3 protein-coding genes are annotated in these 1852 nt (G+C 70.7%); all 3 read left to right on the forward strand.

Features of this window, described 5'->3' with window-relative positions; translation table 11 throughout:
• Nucleotides 1-459: DMT family transporter (locus tag ACFFNX_RS48975; protein WP_378213322.1), on the forward strand; the 459-nt coding region annotated here is incomplete at its 5' end.
• Nucleotides 452-1480 (forward strand): hypothetical protein, encoded by a 1029-nt coding sequence (locus ACFFNX_RS48980; RefSeq protein ID WP_378213323.1) that lies wholly within the window; start codon nucleotides 452-454, stop codon nucleotides 1478-1480. The genes ACFFNX_RS48975 and ACFFNX_RS48980, both read left to right, overlap by 8 nt.
• Before the next feature lie 113 nt (nucleotides 1481-1593).
• Nucleotides 1594-1852, forward strand: a 259-nt coding sequence (locus ACFFNX_RS48985; protein ID WP_378213325.1) for a hypothetical protein, incomplete at its 3' end; no start/stop codon positions are given.

The raw sequence follows: 1852 nt of genomic DNA on the forward strand, positions 1-1852 counted from the left end.
TGGTACGCCGAGGGCGGGCGCCTCGCGCGGCAGATGCCCGGCGGCGCGGTGGTGAGCTGGGCGCTGATCCTCGCGGCGCCCGTCACCGTGCCGGTCACGGCCGTGCTGCTCGCCGCGGAGCCGCCGCGCTGGGACCTCACGGCGATCGCGGGCCTGGCCTACCTGTCCGCGGTGTCGATGTTCCTGGGGTTCTTCGCCTGGTACTCCGGCCTGGCCCGGGCCGGAGTCGCGCGGGCGAGCCAGGTGCAGCTGGCCCAGCCGCTGCTCACTCTTGTCTGGTCGTGGCTGTTGCTCGGCGAGCGCGCGGGAATGAGCACGGTGACGGCCGCGGCCGGAGTGCTGGTGTGCGTCCTGCTCGCCCAGCGCGCCCGGGTCTCGCGGCACGTCACGCCGTCGAGCGCGGCGCGACGTACGGTGGCACAAGGGGCGGTCTCACGGCGAGGAGCAGCGGATGGATGACAGGAAGCTGACGATCCCCGAGGGCGGCTTCTGGCCCGCGCCCGACGTGCCCCGGCCGAACATCTATCCGATGGAGTGGCACGTCGAGACCGACAAGCTCGCGGCGATCTACGAAAAGTCCAAACGCACGGTCTGGAACCCCGCCGACCTGCCCTGGGACGAGTTGCGGCCCGAGGACTTCACCGTCGAGCAGCGGCTCGGGATCATGTACTGGTTCTCGGTGCTGGCCAACTTCGACGCGTCCGGCCCGGCGGTCTTCGCACGCGCCACGATCCAGGCGTTCGAGAAGCACGAGGAGGACCCGGTCCGCAAGTGCTTCTTCTCGATCACGCGCGACGAGATGAACCACGAGGAGTGCTGCCAGCGGACGATCGCCAGGCTGTGGCCCGGCGGCCCGCTCGACTGGGAGCCCAAGACCGACCTGGAGAAGGCCGCGCACAACAACATCGGCTGGCTCTACCACAACGGCGGACGCTACTGGACCGGCTACAACAGCGCCGTCACCCGCTACACGCTCCCGGTGCTGTTCACCAGCTTCATGATGGGGGAGATGGCCGCCTCCACGCTGTTCCGCGGGATGGCCTCGGGCACCGGGCACCCCGTCTTCGGAGAGATGTTCCAGCGCATCGGCCGCGACGAGTCCCGTCACCTGCAGATCTGCATGACCATTCTGGAGAACGAGTGGCCGGGCCTGACCGATGACACCCGTGGCCTGATCACGAAGCAGCTCCGGGCCGGCTTCGTCTTCCTGTCGATGATCCTGTGGGAGCCGCCCGAGGGCTTCTGGGACCTGCCGCCGTACTTCCTGCCCAACCACCGGGTGCTGATGTCCTACGCCCGCGACGCGGGCCTGGGCGTCCTGTCCTTCGAAGAGCAGGCGGAGAACTGGCGTGTCGCGATGGCCCGCGTCCGCGCGATCGTCGAACGCTGGGGGATCGCCTTCCCGGCCATTCCCGAACTCGACATCGACGGCGTCGACGTCGCGGACATCGACCCGGAGGACATCATCCCGGTCTTCTGAGCCCCACGCGCACCGGCGACGCGAGAGACTAACGAGGCTTCGAGCCGGGTAGGGATCGAGGCACCGGAGCGCCGGTCCCGCGCTCTGGTCCAGTGGAGACGCCGGGGGAGGCCATGGCCTGCTGGATGCCTCGCCGCCGTCCGCACGCCCGTCCGCCCGATCGCGTACGGGATGGGGAGACCATCCTGCCCGCGTCCGCCGCCGTGGATCCAACCGTCCGCCGGGTGTCCCTGGCCCGCATCCGGGCGCAGGGCCGGTTCTCCGTCCTCCTCTCCGTTCTCCTGGGCCGCGCCGCCGATCTGGCGGCCAGCGGCCTCGACCGCGGGCCCGCCCGGCTCCGTGGCCTGGAGGGCCTTCGCCGCCTCGCCGCCC

Source organism: Actinoallomurus acaciae (genome assembly GCF_042429965.1).
GTDB classification, from domain to species: Bacteria; Actinomycetota; Actinomycetes; order Streptosporangiales; family Streptosporangiaceae; genus Actinoallomurus; species Actinoallomurus acaciae.